This window comes from Micrococcus sp. IITD107 (assembly GCF_041927415.1).
Classification (GTDB): Bacteria; Actinomycetota; Actinomycetes; order Actinomycetales; family Micrococcaceae; genus Citricoccus; species Citricoccus terreus.
In genome coordinates this window covers 260092-277006 of record NZ_JBHFFN010000002.1, presented here as the reverse complement: position 1 = coordinate 277006, position 16915 = coordinate 260092, and the positions used below count along the sequence as shown (strand labels likewise).

General features: G+C 71.2%; 14 protein-coding genes. 12 read left to right on the top strand and 2 right to left on the bottom strand.

Going from position 1 to position 16915, the window contains the following annotated elements:
* Nucleotides 1–22: 22 nt before the first annotated feature.
* Nucleotides 23–1276, bottom strand: coding sequence for a nucleotide sugar dehydrogenase (locus tag ACEXHE_RS05670; protein WP_374785020.1), 1254 nt, complete (start codon nucleotides 1274–1276; stop codon nucleotides 23–25).
* Between the two features lie 168 nt (nucleotides 1277–1444).
* Between ACEXHE_RS05670 and ACEXHE_RS05665 the strand changes: the two genes are divergently transcribed.
* The 4 genes from ACEXHE_RS05665 (at nucleotide 1445) to ACEXHE_RS05650 (ending at nucleotide 5064) form a co-directional block, all read left to right on the top strand.
* Complete coding sequence (locus ACEXHE_RS05665) at nucleotides 1445–2908, top strand: hypothetical protein (RefSeq protein ID WP_374785019.1); 1464 nt, start codon at nucleotides 1445–1447, stop codon at nucleotides 2906–2908.
* 4 nt (nucleotides 2909–2912) lie between these two features.
* Entirely contained in the window at nucleotides 2913–3389 is a 477-nt protein-coding gene (locus tag ACEXHE_RS05660) for an ABC transporter substrate-binding protein (protein WP_374785018.1), read from the top strand.
* Between the two features lie 95 nt (nucleotides 3390–3484).
* The gene (locus ACEXHE_RS05655; RefSeq protein WP_374785249.1) at nucleotides 3485–4483 is read left to right on the top strand and encodes a cation transporter; all 999 of its coding nucleotides are present in this window, start codon (nucleotides 3485–3487) and stop codon (nucleotides 4481–4483) included.
* A 254-nt stretch (nucleotides 4484–4737) separates the two neighbouring features.
* Nucleotides 4738–5064 (top strand): hypothetical protein, encoded by a 327-nt coding sequence (locus ACEXHE_RS05650; RefSeq protein ID WP_374785017.1) that lies wholly within the window; start codon nucleotides 4738–4740, stop codon nucleotides 5062–5064.
* 126 nt (nucleotides 5065–5190) lie between these two features.
* On the opposite strand, the gene ACEXHE_RS05645 is transcribed toward ACEXHE_RS05650, so the two are convergent.
* Complete coding sequence (locus ACEXHE_RS05645) at nucleotides 5191–5649, bottom strand: Lrp/AsnC family transcriptional regulator (protein WP_091693815.1); 459 nt, start codon at nucleotides 5647–5649, stop codon at nucleotides 5191–5193.
* 283 nt (nucleotides 5650–5932) lie between these two features.
* Here ACEXHE_RS05645 and ACEXHE_RS05640 point away from each other — a divergent pair, with 283 nt between their 5' ends.
* The 8 genes from ACEXHE_RS05640 to ACEXHE_RS05605 all read left to right on the top strand — a co-directional run bounded on the left by ACEXHE_RS05640 (nucleotide 5933) and on the right by ACEXHE_RS05605 (nucleotide 16790).
* Nucleotides 5933–6424, top strand: coding sequence for a GNAT family N-acetyltransferase (locus ACEXHE_RS05640; protein ID WP_374785016.1), 492 nt, complete (start codon nucleotides 5933–5935; stop codon nucleotides 6422–6424).
* Nucleotides 6425–6472: 48 nt separating this feature from the next.
* A complete protein-coding gene (gene coaA / locus ACEXHE_RS05635) occupies nucleotides 6473–7576 on the top strand; it encodes a type I pantothenate kinase (RefSeq protein ID WP_374785015.1) in 1104 nt (367 codons plus the stop codon).
* A 258-nt stretch (nucleotides 7577–7834) separates the two neighbouring features.
* Nucleotides 7835–8488, top strand: a complete 654-nt coding sequence (locus tag ACEXHE_RS05630) for a M15 family metallopeptidase (RefSeq protein ID WP_374785014.1) — start codon at nucleotides 7835–7837, stop codon at nucleotides 8486–8488.
* 207 nt (nucleotides 8489–8695) lie between these two features.
* Nucleotides 8696–9994 (top strand): glycosyltransferase family protein, encoded by a 1299-nt coding sequence (locus tag ACEXHE_RS05625; RefSeq protein WP_374785013.1) that lies wholly within the window; start codon nucleotides 8696–8698, stop codon nucleotides 9992–9994.
* A complete protein-coding gene (locus ACEXHE_RS05620; protein ID WP_374785012.1) occupies nucleotides 9984–11213 on the top strand; it encodes a glycosyltransferase family 4 protein in 1230 nt (409 codons plus the stop codon). The genes ACEXHE_RS05625 and ACEXHE_RS05620 overlap by 11 nt, the downstream gene beginning before the upstream one ends.
* Entirely contained in the window at nucleotides 11210–12511 is a 1302-nt protein-coding gene (locus ACEXHE_RS05615) for a glycosyltransferase (protein ID WP_374785011.1), read from the top strand. The genes ACEXHE_RS05620 and ACEXHE_RS05615 overlap by 4 nt, the downstream gene beginning before the upstream one ends.
* Nucleotides 12508–14430, top strand: a complete 1923-nt coding sequence (locus tag ACEXHE_RS05610; protein WP_374785010.1) for an ABC transporter ATP-binding protein — start codon at nucleotides 12508–12510, stop codon at nucleotides 14428–14430. Before ACEXHE_RS05615 ends, ACEXHE_RS05610 begins: the two co-directional genes overlap by 4 nt.
* Nucleotides 14427–16790 (top strand): hypothetical protein, encoded by a 2364-nt coding sequence (locus tag ACEXHE_RS05605; RefSeq protein WP_374785009.1) that lies wholly within the window; start codon nucleotides 14427–14429, stop codon nucleotides 16788–16790. The genes ACEXHE_RS05610 and ACEXHE_RS05605 overlap by 4 nt, the downstream gene beginning before the upstream one ends.
* The last annotated feature ends 125 nt before the right edge of the window (nucleotides 16791–16915 follow it).

Sequence of the window (16915 nt, the reverse complement as noted above, 5' to 3'; positions counted from 1 at the left end):
TCTCAGTGTCCTGACGGGGAGGTCAGAGACGGATGCCGCGGCTCTGGCCACGGGTGTCGAAGAGCACGCGGGCCTTGGACTCGATGTCAGCCAGGTCGTAGGACTGGTGGGCCTGCAGCAGGACCACGATGTCAGCCTCGGCCAGCGCGGCGTCCAGGTCCGGGACCACGTCCAGGGTCTCGTCCGTGAGCTTCCAGGACTTCACGTGCGGATCATGGAACTGCACCTTGGCGCCGCGGGCCCGCAGCAGGTCTGCCACGGGAACCGCCGGGGACTCACGCTGGTCGGCGATGTCCGGCTTGTAGGTCACACCCAGCAGCAGGATGGTGGAGCCCTTCACCGAGCGCTCCTGATCGTTGAGCAGCCCGCCCACACGAGTGGCCACGTACTCCGGCATGGAGTTGTTGATCTCCTGGGCCAGCTCCACGAAGCGGAACGGGTAGCCCAGCTCGCTCTGGACCTGGTAGGCCAGGTAGTTCGGGTCGATCGGGATGCAGTGGCCGCCCACGCCCGGTCCGGGGGTGAACTTCATGAACCCGAACGGCTTGGTGGCCGCACCGCGGATGACCTCCCAGATGTCGATGCCCAGTTCATGGCAGAACTTGGCCATCTCGTTGACCAGCGCGATGTTCACGTGGCGGAAGGTGTTCTCCAGCAGCTTGGCGGTCTCGGCCTCCTTGGGGCCGGACAGCGGGACGACCTCGTCCACGAAGTCGCTGTAGAAGCCGACCGCAGCCGCGGTGGCCTCCTCGTTGATGCCACCCACCAGCTTGGGGGTGTTCTTCACGCCGTAGACCGGGTCGCCCGGGTTGATGCGCTCGGGAGAGAAGGCGACATGGAAGTCAGTGCCGGCCTTCAGACCGCTGCCCTCTTCCAGGATCGGGATCATCACGTCCTCGGTGGTGCCGGGGTACGTGGTGGACTCCAGGATCACCGTGGTGCCGGAGGTCAGGTTCGCGCCGATGCTGGCAGAGGCACCGCGCACGGCAGTCAGGTCCGGTCCGCCGCTCTCGGACAGCGGGGTGGGAACGCAGATCACGACGACGTCGGACTCGGCGATCACCTTCGCATCGGTGGTGGCCTGGTAGCCCTGGTCCAGCATGGTGTGGATGTCCTGATCGGAGAGGTCGTCCACATGGGAGGTGCCTGCGTTGAGTGCATCCACCAGGGACGCTGTCACGTCCAGACCGAAGACCTTCCAGCCAGCCAGGACTGCGGACTGGGCCAGAGGCAGGCCGACGTAGCCCTGGCCGATGATCGTGACGGTACCCTGCATGTGAGCTCCTCAATAGACGGCGGCCGATAGGCCAATCCAGTAGCGTAGTCGAGGATAGCGGGTGGAGAGCCCCCGCCTCTGCCTCGGCGTGCCGATCCGCTCAGGTTCGGAGGCGAATTCGCATGGAGTTCATCACAGCCCCAGAGCTCACCCGCTACTCTCAGGCACATGGATTCCACTGATGCACACGGGCCCTCGGCTGGATCGAGCTTCCGGTTCGGCTTCGTCGCCGCTGACCGTCCCCTGACGCTCCGCGATCTGCCGGGCTGGGTCCAGGAGAGCTTCGGCCCACTGGACCTGCACCGTCATCCGGACACCCGGTGGGCGGCGGCCTCCGAGGGGGATGCCGCCGTAGGTCTGATCGGAGATCCCGTGGACCTGAACACCGGCTCCGCCGACCCCCAGGCGATCAGCCGGCAGGTGGCGAAGGTGCTCTCCGTGTCCGGTCTGGACAGCGCCCTGCGCCATGTCGCCTACCTCGGCGGACGGTGGACCGCGCTGCTGCGATCAGGCGATCATCTCCTGGTGGTGCCGGACTTCGCGGCCACCCAGTCCGTGTACTGGCACCACAGCACTGACGGCACCGTGCTGGCCAGCCACACCCATCTGCTCGCCGAGGTCACCGGGGCCGAGGTCAACAAGCCCCTGCGCACCCTGATGACCCAGGCGCGGGACCACGGGGCCAAGGGCACCATCTACTGGCCCGGAATGGAGACGCCGTTCATCGGCGAGTTCCCCCTGCTGCCCAACCACGCCCTGCACCTGCGCACCGGCCAGGAGCCCCAGCACCGCCGGTTCTACCCGTTCCCGGACACCGACCTGGTGCGCGACCCCGACCAGGCCTACGCCCGGTTCCGTGACCTCTTCCTGGAGCACGCGCGACTGCTGTGCGCCGGCCGCACCCGGATGGGGATCTCGCTGACCGCCGGTGCGGACTCGCGGACCAGCCTGGCCGCCGCCGCACCACACCTTCCCGCCGATCAGACATGGACCTGGACCTACATGGACACCACGGTCCACCACGAGGGCATGGCCGCCGATGCCGCCGCCGCCCGTCAGGTGGCCCAGCACTACGGACTGCCGCACCAGATCGTGGACCTGCGCCAGGACGGGCTGCAGGCCCTGTCCTCCCCCACCGAGTTCGGCGAGTGCTACAAGCGGACCATGAAGCTCACCCAGCAGTTCCGGCGGCTGTCCGTGGCCTACCACGAACAGCTGCCCTCAGACCTGACCGAGCTGATGTCCTTGGTCGCCGAGGTGGGCACCGGGTTCTACAAGCGCCGCTCAGGCACCCCGGACCCGGACCGACTGCTCCACCTGTACCAGCCCACCGAGTTCAGCCAGCAGCCGCTGATCCGCCAGGCCTTCGAGCGCTACGCCGAGTACAGCGGCCTCAGCGCCGTCCAGGACGGGCCGATCGACTGGCACGACCTCTACTACCAGGAGAGCCGGATCGGACGGTGGGCCTCCCTGCGCATCCAGGAGATGGACCTGGCACACCGTGTCCTGCTGCCCTTCAACGCCCGCGGGATCGTGGAGGCCCTGGGTGGCCCGGCTCTGGAGGACCGCGTCCAGAAGCAGGCCCTGCACCGGCTGATGGCTGACCTGGGCGCGCCGGCCCCGGGGGCGTGATCCGGTGAAGCGGGCACGCCTGACCCTCGCCGCGGCCGCGGTGAGCCTGGCACTGACTGGATGCACGTCGTCGGGATATCCCGCCGATCCGGACGGGACCCTGGACTCGATCTCCGGGGCCACCCTGCGGGCCGGCGTGAGCCACCACCCGCCGCATGTGGACGCCCGCGGGGCCGAGCCCACCGGGCCGGAGGCCGAGCTGATCCGTGGCTTCGCCGCCGCCCATGACGCTGAGGTGGAGTGGACCGTCTCCAGCGAGGAGTCGCTGATGACCGCGCTGGAGAAGGGCGATCTGGACCTGGTGGCCGGCGGCCTGACCACTTCCTCCCCCTGGACCAGCCACGCCGCCCTCACCCGCGGGTACACCGAGGTCACCGGGCCGGACGGTGAGCCGGTGGAGCTGGCCATGGCCGTGCCGCTGGGCGAGAACCAGATGCTCGGCGCCCTGGAGGCCCACCTGGATCAGGAGGGCCAGCAGTGAGCGGCGAGCAGCGCCACCAGGCAGACCTTCCCGACGACGGCCGGTCACCCTCTGCAGCAGGGCGGCGGTTCGGTGCCACGGAGCTTCCCCCGCAGATGCAGCGGGTGGTGAAGAAGGCGATCGTGCTGGAATGGGTGACCCTGGGCGTGATGGCACTGACCATCACCGCGGTGGGGATCGTGATGGGCAGCTCCCAGGCCATGCGGGCCGCCTGGATCGAGGACCTGCTCTCGCTCATCCCGCCCATCGCGTTTCTGGTGGCCATCCGCGTGATCAACAGGCCACCCTCGCGTCACCGCCCCTACGGGAACCACCGGGCCGTGGGTGTGGGGCACCTGGTGGCCTCCGTGGCGCTGCTGGTGATGGGCGCCGTGCTGGTGGTGGACTCCGCGCTGGGGCTGATCACCGGCGAGCATCCGCCGATCGGCACCTTCCACCTGTTCGGGCAGACCGTGTGGCAGGGCTGGTTCATGATCGGCGTCATGCTGCTCTCCGTACCCGGGCCCGTGATCCTGGGGCGGATGAAGCTCAAGCTGGCCGAGCAGTTGCATGACAAGGTGCTCTACGCGGACGCGGACATGAACAAGGCCGACTGGCAGACCGGGCTGGCCACCGCCGTGGGTGTGGCCGGCGTGGGCCTGGGGCTGTGGTGGTTCGACGCCGCCGCCGCGCTGTTCGTGGGGGCCAGCATCCTCAAGGACGGTCTGTCCAACGTGGCCACCGCCATCACTGACCTGGCCGACTCCCGCGCTCGCGAGCTGGAGGGAACCGGGCCCCACCCGTTGATCTCCGACGTGGAACACTGCGCGGAGGTCACCAACTGGGTGGCGCAGGCTGGCGCCCGCGTGAGGGACGAGGGGCACGTGTTCCATGTGGAGCTGTTCGTGGTGCCGCGGAGTGCTGGCGGAACTGCTGGTGGTGCTGGGACTGGATCGCACGCTGCCGGAGCCCGCCCTGCGCCGGTCCCCGTGGACGTGCGGCAGCTGGAGGAGCTGCGCGAACGCATCGTGGACCTGGACTGGAAACTGGAGGACGTCGTCGTGGTCCCGGTGACCGAACTGCCCGAGGAAGTCCGCCCCTCCCCTGACAACTGATCACGTGCACAATAGATGCGCTCTGCCTCGGCGTGTCTCGACCTGTGGCGTGCACGTGTTCGGGCCGGGAGCGGCCGGGCACGGAAACCTTGGCTTCGCTCACCCCATATACAAGGTTTCTGATGTCGACACCCCCTCCTGGGTGGTTCGCTGGGAAGAACGTCCGTGGGGGGGCCAACACGTCCGAGGAGGTGGCAGCTCAGGGGCCCTCGCGCCGTCAGCGGCTTGCCGCACGTGGCCCCTACAGAGCCGCTGTGCCGGCCGCCATCGCGCACTTGCCCGTCCACACCTCTCCGGAAGTGACCACCGCCGCCGAGGATGCACTGCAGGAGATCACTCGCTTCGACGCCGAACTGACCCCAGGACTCTCTCACCTGGGTGCCGCCGCTGACGGTGAGCTTGCACCTCTCTCCACTGTCCTGCTGCGCACGGAGTCGGCATCGTCCTCTCCGATCGAGAACGTCACGGCAGGTGCCAAGGCTCTCGCCCTGGCGGCCCTCCAGGAGAAGACGGGAACCAATGCCACGCGCGTGGCCGTCCATGTCGATGCCGTGCAGCTGCAGACCTCTCCGATGAGCTGACTACTGCCTTCACGACCTGATGGACTTCTGCCATCGCACGGGTGGCCCAGGAGATCGTCGAGGCGCTGGACGCCCTCGCGGCTCGAGTCAGACGCCGATGAGCATGCCCCTCCCGCGAACCCGCCCTCACTCCTGGAGCAGTGCCGTCATCCGGTAGGGGATGACCGTGCGCAGGAACATGCTGGTGGAGGTGCGCAGGATGCCCGGGCACAGGCGGATCTCCTCCGAGACCCGGTAGAGATCATCCGGATCCCGGGCCACCACCCGGCACAGCAGGTCGGTCTGACCCGCTGGGGCCATCACCTCGATCACCTGCGGGATGCGGGCCAGCCCGGCCACGGCGTCATCCAAGTGGTGCTGATTCAACTCCACGGCCACGCTGGCCATGATCCCGTGGCCCAGGGCGGCCGGATCCAGGCGGGTGCTGTGCGGGCGCAGCCGGTCAGAGGTGCGGTACCGCTCCAGGCGCGTATGGATGGTGCCGCGCGCCAGTCCCGTGCGCTCGGCCAGGGCCAGCACCGTCATCCGGGGGTCCTCATCCAGCGCGGCCAGCAGACGCCGATCGATCTCGTCCAAGGGTGTCATCGTCGAGTTGATCACCAATGATGCCTTCCTCCGTGCCGATCTGATCAGATTGACCGCCTTCATGATACTCGTTTGCGCAGACTCCACACCCAGGTCTTGACTGATGCTCAGAAGACGCAGACCCTCCACCAGAGGTGACCGTCCTGGCCGCAGGATGCATGCCCACCGGCAGACATCCAGCGCACCTCGCTCACCACCCCGCAGCGAGCGCCAGCCACACCGCGTGCGAGACCCCCACCCCCGGGGTCCGCACGCGGAGGCACCTCTGCTGTTGACTGGACCCATGCAACAGCCCCCACACCTGACCCTCCATCCACTCACCGTGGAGGACGCCCCAGCCATGGTCAGCGTCCTGGCCGACCCTGCGCTGTATGAGTTCACCGGCGGGGAGCCGCCCACGGAAGAGCAGCTCACCCGCCGCTACACCGCTCAGTCACAGGGGCACTCCCCGGACGGGACGGAGCAGTGGATCAACATGATCGTGGTCCTGCATCCCGGAGCGCAGCCGATCGGTTTCGTCCAGGCCACCGTCCCCACGGACGGGGGCCCCGCGGAGATCGCCTGGGTCATCGGCGCACCGTGGCAAGGCCAGGGTCACGCAGCCGAGGCAGCCCGCCAGCTCCTGGCCCACCTGGCCGAACGCGGCGTGACCGAGGTGCTCGCCCACATCCACCCGGACCACACCGCCTCCCAGCGGATCGCCACGCACCTCCGCCTGCACCCCACCAGCCAGGTGGTGGACGGCGAGATCGCCTGGCGCGGCCCACTGCCATGACCCCCGCCCCCGTAGGCCACCCTGGGCACACTCGTGTTTAATGGGCGGGTGACATCATGCGCTGGAGCTGAGACCGGACCGTCCTCAGCGACCCCGGATACTCCAGCCCCCACCACGCCCGTCAGCCCCCTCACAGCGGCGGTCTCCCCGGTCCCCCCCGCAGACGCCAGTCTCCCCGCCTGGGCCGGCTCCCCACCGGAGCCAGAGCCCGGTGACCACCACTACTCACCCTTCGTAGAGCTGGAGCGAGAGACCTGGGCCCGCCTGGCCTCCTCCATCGAGCAGCCCTTCGACCAGGCCGATGTGGACCGGTTGCGCGGCATCGGCGAACACCTGGACCTGCGTGAGGTGGCCGAGGTCTACCTGCCCCTGTCCCGGCTGCTGTCCATCCACGTGGACGCCGCTGCCCACCTGCGCCGGGCCTCCAACGACTTCCTGGGCGAGTCCACCCGCCGCACACCGTTCGTGATCGGCGTGGCCGGCTCCGTGGCTGTGGGCAAGTCCACCACCGCGCGTGTGCTCCAGGAGATGCTGCGGCGCTGGCCCAACACCCCGCGCGTGGAGCTGGTCACCACGGACGGCTTCCTTTACCCCAACGCCGAGCTGCGGCGCCGCGGACTGATGGAGCGCAAGGGCTTCCCCGAGTCCTACGACCGCCGGGCCCTGCTGCGCTTCGTGGCCGATGTGAAGTCAGGCGCCCCCGAGGTCCGCGCGCCCATGTACTCCCACCTGACCTATGACATCCTGCCGGACGAGGAGGTCGTGGTCCGCCGCCCGGACGTGCTGATCATGGAGGGCCTGAACGTGCTGGCCCCACCGCGCGTCCGCGCCGACGGCACCACCGGCCTGAGCGTCTCGGACTTCTTCGACTACTCCATCTACGTTGACGCCAAGACCGCCAGCATCGAGCAGTGGTACGTCGAACGCTTCATGCGCCTGCGCTCCGGCGCCTTCGCCGACCCCAAGTCCTACTTCCACCGCTACGCCACCCTCTCCGACGCCGAGGCCGAGGAGACTGCCCAGGACATCTGGGACCGCATCAACGGCCCCAACCTGGAGCAGAATGTGCGCCCCACCCGCGGCCGCGCCAAGCTCGTGATGTCCAAGGACGTGGGCCACACCGTCCGCCGCGTGCTGCTGCGCAAGGTCTGACCCATGCGACGCGCCCTGCCCCTGCTCACCACAGCGGCACTGCTGGCCGCCCTCACCGCCTGTATCCCCGCCCCTGAGCCGGCTGACTCACCCACCTCACCCAGCGCATCCACCGCGCGCACCACCTCCACCCCGACGACGGCCCCCTCGCCTACCGCGAGCGCCTCACCCACGCGTTCCGTCGCCACCAGTGCGACCCCGTCGGCGTCGAAGTCCTCGTCCGAGGACACACCGTCAACGCGGTCCCCCTCCGCCACCGTGGCGTCTTCCTCCACGGCCCCCACCACCGTCGCGCCCACCGCGGCTGGCCCGTCCCTCGCGCCCCTCCACCGCGATCCGGACTCGCTGCAGGTCCTGGTCAACAAGCACCGCCCCGTGCCCGCGGGCTGGACGGCACCTGACCTGGTGAGCGCCGGCGTCGTGGGCAACCGTCAGGGCATGCTCCTGCGGAAGCCGGCCGCCCAGGCCCTGCAGGGGATGGTGGCCGCCGCTCGGGCGGACGGGATCGAGCTGATCCTGGTCAGCGCGCACCGCACGCACGACTACCAGGCCGGGCTGTACTCCAACAGCATCCAGCGCAACGGTCAGGCCCACGCTGACCGATACTCCGCCCGCCCGGGCCATTCCGAACACCACACCGGGCTGGCCGCTGACCTGGCCGCCGCGGACGGCACCTGCACGCTGCAGGGCTGTTTCGCGGACACCCCGGAGGGTGCGTGGATCGCCCAGCATGCGGTGGAGCACGGGTTCGTGGTCCGCTACCCGCAGGGATCCGAGCCGATCACCGGGTACGGGGCCGAACCGTGGCACCTGCGCTTCCTGGGCGTGGACGAGGCCCGCCGCGTGATGGAGGCCGGAGGGATCGTGGAGACCGCCTGGGGCGCCGGTCCCGCACCGACCTACCTCCCGTAGCCGCACGCTCCACAGCCCCGGCCCCTGCTCTCACCCCCTTCTCGGGACACTTAACGCGCCCGGGACCCCTGGAAGTGTCCCGGGAAGGGGGTGGAGGCACCCACTCCTGCACAGTTCCTCATGAACACGTCATGTCGTTCTCATGAACGGCTCATGGTCAGTCCGTAGATTCGGTCTTCATCGCCAGCCGACCGGAGGGACCACACCATGGGCATCAACATCGCCTTGTACTCCCACGACTCCGTGGGACTGGGCCACGCCCGCCGCAACCGAGCCCTGGCGTGGGCTCTGGCGGAGACCCTGCCCCGCCTGACCGGTCAGACCACCGCCGGACTGCTGATCGCCGGCCACCCGGACGCCAGCCAGGACAGCCTGCCGGAGGGCTGGGACTGGCTGCTGCTGCCCGGGTTCGCCCGCACCCCGGACGGCTACGCCCCGCGGTCCATGGGCGTGAAGTCGGACCAGCTCACCGATCTGCGTTCGGGGATCGTGGCCGCGGCCCTGGACTCCTTCAGCCCGGACCTGTTCATCGTGGACCGGCACCCCTTCGGTGTGGACGGCGAGCTCAAGCCGGCCCTGCAGAACCTGCGCGATCGGCACCGCTGCACCACCGTGCTGGGCATGCGTGACGTGCTGGACACCCCCTCGGCCGTGCAGCAGGAATGGCAGCAGATCGGTGGCGGCGCGGAGGCCGCCCGCCACTATGACGCCCTGTGGGTCTACGGGGACGCCCAGGCCTACGATCCCCTGGCCACCGGGGAGATCCCGAGCGAGTTCGCCGACCGCTCCTACTTCACCGGGTACCTGGCCCACGGCCGCCCGGAAGACACCGGCCGCCCCGTGGAGGCGCCCTACTTCCTGACCATGGTCGGTGGCGGGTCAGACGGCGGCGCGATCGCCCGGGCCGCAGCCGCCGCCCCGGTCCCCGCCGGCCACCGCCACCTGATCGTCACCGGCCCCCAGATGCCGGAGGAGGACGTGGACCAGGTCTACGCCGCCGTGGCCACCAACCCTGACCAGTCGCTGCTGGACGGGGCGGACGGCGGCTCCTCCGCCCCTCGGATCCGGGTGCTGCGCTCCACCGCCAACATCCCTGCCCTGATCCAGCACGCCGCCGGTGTGGTCTGCATGGGCGGGTACAACTCCGTGGCCGAGGTGATGGCCACCGCCACCCCCGCGCTGGTCATCCCCCGCAGCTCCCGCCGGGCCGAGCAGCCGCGCCGTGCCGAGGCGCTCAGCTCGTCCGGCGCGCTGGAGACCCTCCCGGCGGACCAGCTCACCCCGGGGCGTGTGGGCGAGTGGTTCCGCAGCGCCCGGGACCGCCGTGTCTCCCGGGACCACCTGGAGCTGGACGGTCTGCGCACCGTCGGCCAGCTCGCCGCGGACCTGCTGGGTCAGGCCCCGGAACGACTCCCCGTCCCCACCCTCACCGCCCCCGCCGACGCCTCGAGCCCCGCTGGCGAGTCGGTCCGCTCCCGCGCCCCGGAGGTCGCCCGTGTCCGCTGAATCCCCCGTCCCCGTGATCGGCTACGTGCTGAAGATGTACCCGCGTTTCTCGGAGACCTTCGTGGTCTCGGAGATCCTGGCGCGCGAGGCCCAGGGTGAGCGGATCGTGATCTTCTCCCTGCGCCCCTGCACGGACGCCCGTTTCCACCCCGAGTTGGCGCGCGTGCAGGCCCCGGTGATCCACATCGGCCGCCCCTCCAGCTCCACCCGCCTGTGGACCGCCCTCGCCCAGGGCGCCGCCGACCCGCAGCTGGCCCAGGGCATGTCCGAGGTGCTGCCGGAGCTGCTGCAGCACGGCCACGACGACGCCGTCCAGGCCGTGGAGGTCGCCCGCCAGGCCCGCGCCCACGGCGTCACCCACCTGCACGCGCACTTCGCCTCCGTGGCCACCACCGTGGCCCGCCTGGCCGGCCGCATGGCAGGGCTGCCGTACTCCTTCACCGCCCACGCCAAGGACATCTTCCACGAGGACGTCCAGGAGGAGGACCTGCGGCGCAAGCTCGCCGACGCCCACCACGCCATCACCATCTCCGGCTACAACCTGGAGCACCTGCGCACCCGCTTCCCCGAGTCCACCCAGACCCTGCGCCTGGTGCGCAACGGCCTGGACCTGGACCGGTTCCCCTTCCAGCCCCGCCAGCACACCCAGAATCCCGACGACGGCCCCGCTCGCCTGCTGGCGATCGGTCGTCTGGTGGAGAAGAAGGGCTTCTCCCTGCTGGTCGAGGCGGTGCACCGCCTCCGCGAGCGCGGGGTGGAGGTCACCGCGGAGATCGCCGGCGACGGCCCGCTGGCACCGGAACTGCGGGCCCAGATCGAGTCCCTCGGGCTCCAGGAGCACATCACCCTGCTCGGCCCGATCACCCAGGCCCAGGTCACCGAGCTGCTGGGCACCCGCGACCTGTTCGTGGCCCCCTTCGTGGTGGGGTCGGACGGAAACGCGGACGGTCTGCCCACCGTGCTGCTGGAGGCGATGGCCCGTGGGCTGCCCTGCGTGGCCGCCGATGTCACCGCCGTGGGCGAGGTGGTCCAGACCGGCCGCACCGGCTGGCTGGTGCCCACCGGAGACGTGGAGGCCCTGACCGAGGCGATCGCCGAGGCCGTGCGTCCCGGGGCCGATCACGCCGAGCTGGCCGCCCGCGCCCGCGCCCAGGTGGAGGAGCTGTTCGACTCGCGCGGTCAGGCTGCCCGGCTGGCCGAGCTGGTGGTGCAGCCATGAGGATCACCTATCTGCTCGCCGACCCCGGGATCGGCGTGTTCGGCACCAAGGGCGCCTCTGTGCACGTGCAGGAGATGGTCCGCGCGTTCCGTCAGCAGGGGCACGAGGTCACCGTGTACTGCGTGCGCCGGGGCGACAAGAAGGGCTATGAGTCCGTGCCCCAGGACCTGGCCGACCTGCCCGTGGTGGAGGTCCCGGTCCAGGCCGCCTCCGGCACTGCCGAGCGGGAGATCGAGCTGCAGCGCACCGCCCTGCGGATGGTCGAGCTCGCCGCGGCCGGCTCTGCCGAGGGCACCGCCCCCACCGAGCTGGTCTACGAGCGCTACTCGCTGTTCTCCGACGCCGGCGCGCAGCTGGCCGCCCGGCTTGGCATCCCGTTGATCATGGAGGTCAATGCACCCCTGGTCCAGGAACAGCTCACCCACCGCTCCCTGCACCACCGGGACGAGGCTGTGGCGCTGACCGAGCGCGCCCTGGCCGGGGCCACCGTGGTCTCCTGCGTCTCCGAGCCGGTCGCGAACTGGGTCCGCACCGCTGTCCCGGCCGCCGCCGCGCAGACCGTGGTCACCCCCAACGGCGTGAACACCGAGCGCATCCGCCCGGCCGAGCGCACAGGGCACACCGCGCGCACTGCTCAGACTGACCGTTCCTTCACCATCGGCTTCCTGGGCACCCTGAAGCCCTGGCACGGCACCGAGACCCTGCTGGAGGCTGTGGCCCGCGCCCAGCATCCGGAGCAGGACTCCTGGCGGATCGAGATCTGTGGAGCCGGTCCCCAGCTGGAGTCCCTGCGCACCCTGGCCGCCGAACTGGGCCTGGCCGAGCAGACCGTGTTCCACGGCGCCGTCGCGCCCGTGGACGTGCCCGGCGTGCTGACCGGCTGGGACGTGGCCACCGCCCCGTACCCGGCACCCGCACAGGACGCGGACCACTACTTCTCCCCGCTGAAGGTCTATGAGTACCTCTCCGCCGGACTCACCGTGGTGGCCTCCGGCGTCGGCGAACTGCCCGCGGTCCTCGGAACCGAGGCCGGCTCCCCCGCTGACGGCTCCTCCACCTCGGACACCAGCACCGCCCCCGGCGTGACCGTCGGGCAGCGCGGGGTCATCGTCACCCCCGGTGACGCGGACGCCCTGGCCCGCGCGCTGGACCTGCTCGCCGGGGACCGCGCACTGGCGAGCCGTCTGGGAGAAGCCGGCCGGGCCGACGTCGTGAAGCACCACACCTGGACCAGCCGTGCCCAGGACCTGCTCGCCCTGGTGGGCACGCACACCCCTGCTGAGGTGGGCCGGCCGTGAGTCTGTTGCGCCGCAACGGCGCCGCCCAGAAGGCGCCAGCGCGGAAGAAGAAGGAGAAGAAGCGCCCCACCAGTCCGGTCCGCCGGACCCTGGCGCTGATCACCCCGTACCTGGGCGAGCACAAGGGCATGATCGCCCTGGGCCTGCTCGCCCTGGCCGGGGATGTGGCGTTCCGCATCCTGGAGCCGTGGCCGGTGAAGATCGCGATCGACACCGTGACCGTGGCGCTCGGCGCGGACGTGGCCCAGGCCACCGGTGTCCCCCAGGATGTGACCACCACCCTGGTGATGTGGGCCCTGATCCTGGCTGCCATCGTGGGTGGGCGGGCCCTGTGCAACTACATCTCCACCATCGCCTTCGCCAAGACCGGTGTGCGCGTGGTGACCCGGCTGCGCACCCGGGTGTTCGACCACATCCAGTCCCTCTCGCTGCGGTACCACTCCACCTCCTCGATCGGAGACACCTCCCAACGGCTGGTCGGTGACATGGGCCGTCTCCAGGAGGTGGCGGTCACGGCGGGACTGCCGCTGGTGGGCAACCTACTGACCGTGGTGGTGCTGTTCATCGTGGTGATGGTGCTCAACCCCATGCTCTCGCTGGTGGTGCTGGCTACCGCGGCGGTGTACTTCCTGATCTCCAAGCTGGCCACCCCCAAGATCACCAAGGCCTCGCGCGCCACCCGCAAGGGCGAGGGGCAGCTGGTGGGCGATGCCGCCGAGGCCCTGGCCGCCATCCGCGTGGTGCAGGCCTACGGTCTGGAGGACACCGTGGCCTCCTCGTTCGCCGCGGGCAACGCCAAGGCGCTCAAGGCCAACATCAAGGCCCGCAAGCTCGCCGCCCGGCTGGAGCGCTCCACGGACGTGCTGGTGGGGCTCTCCACCGCGGTGGTGCTGGGCTTCGGCGGCCTGCAGGTGATGCGCGGGGAGATGACCCCCGGGGACATGGTGCTGTTCCTGATGTACCTCAAGACCGCCATGAAACCGTTGCGGGACATGGCCAAGTACACCGGGCGCATCGCGCGTGCGGCGGCCTCCGGCGAGCGGATCGCGGACCTGATGGACGAAGAGGTGGAGATCACCGACCCGGATCCGGCCGTGCCCATGCGCCATGTCCAGGGCGATGTGGTGTTCGACCGCATCAGCGCCCGGGACGGTCATGGCCGCCCTCTCTTCCGTGAGCTGGACCTGATGATCCCGGCCGGGCAGCGCGTGGGACTGTTGGGCCCCTCCGGTGCGGGCAAGTCCACGCTGGCCGGCTACCTGTTGCGCCTGGCGGACACGGACCACGGCGCGGTGCTGATCGACGGGTATGACACCCGGGCCGTGCTCAAGGAGGACCTGCGCAACCACGTCTCGATCCTGCTGCAGGAGTCGGTGCTGTTCGCCACTTCCGTGCGGGAGAACATCCGCTACGGACGGTTGGACGCCACGGATGAGGAGGTCGAGGCCGCCGCCCGCCGGGCCGGTGCGCACGAGTTCATCATGGAGCTGCCGGACGGGTATGACTCCGCCCTGGGCGCCCGTGGAGACACCCTCTCCGGCGGTCAGCGTCAGCGCATCGCGATCGCCCGCGCCCTGGTGCGCAATGCCCCCATCGTCATCCTGGACGAGCCCACCACCGGACTGGACCCCGCTTCCCGGGCGATGGTCGAGGAGTCCCTGTGGGAGCTCACCCGGGGCCGCACCACGGTGGCCATCACGCATGACCTGTCCATGATCCGCGAGCTGGATCGGATCCTGTGGCTCGAGCGCGGTCAGATCGTGGAGGACGGCTCCCCCGCGCAGCTGCTGGCGGACCCGGGCAGCCGGGTGGCCCGCTGGGCCGCCGCCCAGGTCCGGGGCCGGAACGCCCCGGGCTCCTCCCCCGGCACTCCCGACGACGGCCCCGCACCTTCCGCTGGAGAGGACACCCCGGCATGAGCCTCGCCTCCCACTCCCACACCGCGGCCGCGCGCCCGGTGCCCGCAGCCGCCGTGCCCTCCTCCGCCGAGGCGGACGCCCATCTGGTCCGTCTCACCGCCCTGGAGGGTGCCGAGCGGCTGCTGGACGACTCCGCGCTCTCCGCGCTGGTGGGCCGAGAGGTCACCGCCACGCACATCCGGTTCAAGCCCGGCCAGAGCCTGACCGTGGCCTGGCGCGCCACCGCGGCGGCCACGGGGCCGGAGGACCACGGCTGGGCTCAGGTCACGGCGGACGGGGACAAGATCCGCAAGTCCCGCCGCCGGGCCGAGAGGGCCGACCGCCCGGAGGAGCTGCAGACGCACCGCCTGGACGGCACGGTGCTGCTGGTGGGGTCGGTGTGGACGGACCCCAAGCTCGCGGTGGAGCTGCGCCGCGCCCAGCGCCGGCACGCCGAGTCCCGCGGCACCCGGGAGCCGTGGCAGGTGCTGCGCTACAATCCCAGCCGCCGCCTGGTGGCAAGGGCCGGGCAGGACGTGATGCGGATCCACACCGCACCGCTGGACGGGCCGCCGGGCATGGTGCAGACCGTGAAGCGGTGGCAGTCCTGGGACCTGCCCGTGCTGCCGCTGCGCAGTCTGGGCGGGCACGGCACCTGCGCGGTCAGTCCGTTCTGGGGCGCCGGCGACGCCCTGGAGCTGCCCCACCCGGACACCTCCCATGCCGCCGGAGAGCTGATCGCGCGGCTGCACAGCCATGGGATCCGCCGCTCGCCGTTGCCCGCCCTGCAGGTCCGGGTCCGCTCGGCGGCCCGCGCGGTGGCCGAGCTGGCCCCCTGGCTGGACCGGGTGGCCCGCGAGCTGGCCGATCAGCTCGAGCCCCTGTTGCTCCGGGACCTCCGGGACGCCCCGGCGGTGGAGCTGCACGGGGACCTGTCCCCGGACCAGCTGCTGGTGGCCACCCCCGGGAGCACCGAGGTGAGGCTGATCGACGTGGACCGTGCCGGGGCCGGCCCCGCCGCGCGGGACCTGGGCTCCTGGCTGGCCGCCTGCCGCCGTCAGGGCACCCCGGAGATCGGCGAGGCGTTCCTGAACGGCTACGCCGCCCACGCGCCGCTGCCGGAGGATCGGACGATCGCCGCCTGGGAGTCCTCCGCCCACCTGCTGGCCGCCCTCGATCCGCTGCGTCACCGAGCACCGGACTGGCCGCAGCGGGTCACCGAGCGGCTCCAGGGGGCGCTCGACGCGCTGCCGCGCCCCACCGCGTCAGCCGGCGGTCCGAGCAGCTCCCCCACGCGGGCGCAGCCGGCCACCGCGGACCCTGACGCCCCCGCGGCGCTGCCGGACGTCGTCGTGACCGCCGAAGGCACCGCCTGGCGCGTGGAGCGGGTGTGGCCAGGCAAGACCGACGAGCCGGACGCCCCGCTGAGCGTGGAGGTCCGCGCGGACGGAGCCCTGCGGGCCGGGCTGTGGACGCCCCGGGGGCTCGAGCTCTTCCCCGCCGGCCGGGACAGGAGGCTGCCGGCCCTGGAGCCGCTGGTCCAGCAGGGCGCCGAGGTGGTCTCGCACCGGCCGCGGCGCCGGGCCGTGGTCCGGCACCAGGTCTCCCTCGGCGCGGTCCGGTACACCAAGATCGTCCGGGCCGGGCGGGCTGAGGCGATCCTGGACGGGATCAGCCGGGCGGCGGCCTTCGAGCGGGGCTTCCGCACCCCCGCCGTGCTCGGCAGCACCGAGGCGACCGTCACCTTCGCCGAGCTGGACGGACGGTCCCTGCACCGCCCGGACCTGTTCAGCGGCGCGGACTGGGAGCGGGCCTGGTCCGAGGTGATGGACGCGCTGGAGGCCGCCCGGCTCCCGGTGTCCGGCTGCGGATCCGGCATCCCGGAGCACGGCCCCGCGGAGGAGGCCGGTGTGCTGCGGGACTGGACGGACCGGGCCGCGCCCTGGGTCCGGGACCTGGCCGCCTTCCGGGAGGCCATGGAGCAGACCTGTGCCGGGCTCGAGGACGTGGGACAGGGGGACTCGAACGCTCTGGTCCCCACGCATCGGGACCTGCATGACAAGCAGCTGGTGTGGTCGGCCGAGCACTCCCCCGGCCCGGGCCTGCTGGACGTGGACACCGCCTGCCTCGGTCACCCGGCCCTGGACCTGGGCAACCTGCGAGCGCACGCCCAGTGGCGGCGGCGGCAGGGCGTCTGGTCCGCGGAACGGGCCGAGACGGTGATCCGCGCCGTGGACGGGCTCGCGGCACGGACCGGCGTGGAGGAGGCGGTCCTGGGGCTGTTCGAGCGGGCCGCCCTGTTGCGGATCCGTTGCGTCTACGCCTTCCGTCCGGTGTACGCGGGGGCCGCGGAGGAGCTGCAGCGGGAGCTGCCGGCCTGAGCCGTGTCACCCGCTCCGGGCCCTGAGTCCGGACCGTGATGTGCGGGGCGCGCAGCCCGGGCGAATCGTGATCAGGTCACGGGGCTCCAGGCCTTGGCAGATGCGGGGGCCGGGCGCACACTGAG